The sequence below is a fragment of the Streptomyces sp. 13-12-16 genome (assembly GCF_002114215.1).
GTDB lineage: Bacteria > Actinomycetota > Actinomycetes > Streptomycetales > Streptomycetaceae > Streptomyces.
The window spans coordinates 1-845 of record NZ_NCTE01001144.1 but is presented as its reverse complement, the minus strand read 5'-3'; the positions used below and the strand labels follow the sequence as shown (position 1 = coordinate 845).

Genomic DNA, 845 nt, shown 5'->3' with positions numbered 1-845 from the left:
CCGGTCGGCGCGGCGGCACCGGGTCAGCACCCGGCGGCCGAGGAGCACGGCGCCCAGCCCCAGCGGGATGGCCACGACGGCGCCGACGAGCCCGTTGCCGGTGCCGGGACCGCCACCGGAGGTGGCCGCGTGCAGCACCGCGAGGACCGTGCCGACCGTTCCCACCACGATGGCCGACATCCCGCCGACGCGCGCGTTGCCGACGCCGATCCGGCCGCCGGCGCGGGCCAGGGCCAGCCGGCCGACAACCAGGCCGAGCACCCCCACCCCGAGGGCCAGGTTGGCACCGGTCCGCCCGTCACCGATGATCCCGCCCTCGGCGGCCGCCGCCAGCACTGCTGAAGCACTCATGCCGCTCTCCTCCTTCTGCGTCGTTGCTTCCGAAGTCCGATGTGTGCCGAAAGCATGCGCGCCGGCCCTCCCGCCGGTCGTCCGGCAGGCGCGGACACTTCCCGCTACCGCCGCCGCGGCATCCGGATACCGCGGACGCGTCAGGCGACGCGCCGGTACCACGCACGCGGTAGCCGACCACTCCTCCACGAGTCGGACTCGCCCACCACCGCATCCGGCTACGGTGCACCCATGGACAAAGGGCGGCTCGCCGTCCCGGCCGAAGTCACCGACCGGGTGATCGCCGTGGGCGTGGCAGCGCTGATGCTGGGCACCGGGCTGTCCGGACCGCACCCGGCCGGGGACCGTGAGTTGCTCGGCTGCGCGCTGCTGGCGGCCGGCGGGCTGGCTACGGCCGCGCGCCGCCGGGCCCCGCTCGTGGTCCTGGCCGTCACCGGGCTGTGCGCGGTGGGCCACCAGGCGGCCGGGTTCGAGGTGCTCGCCGTCTCCTGCCT

General features: G+C 76.1%; 1 protein-coding gene and 1 pseudogene. One reads left to right on the top strand and one right to left on the bottom strand.

Annotation, left to right across the window (positions count from 1 at the left end; genetic code table 11):
• Positions 1 to 351 (bottom strand): DUF6223 family protein (locus tag B7767_RS36585; RefSeq protein WP_085575784.1); only part of this gene is annotated, 351 nt, incomplete at its 3' end.
• A gap of 231 nt (positions 352 to 582) precedes the next feature.
• Between B7767_RS36585 and B7767_RS36580 the strand changes: the two are divergent.
• Positions 583 to 845, top strand: a pseudogene (locus tag B7767_RS36580) (sensor histidine kinase); the annotation flags it as partial.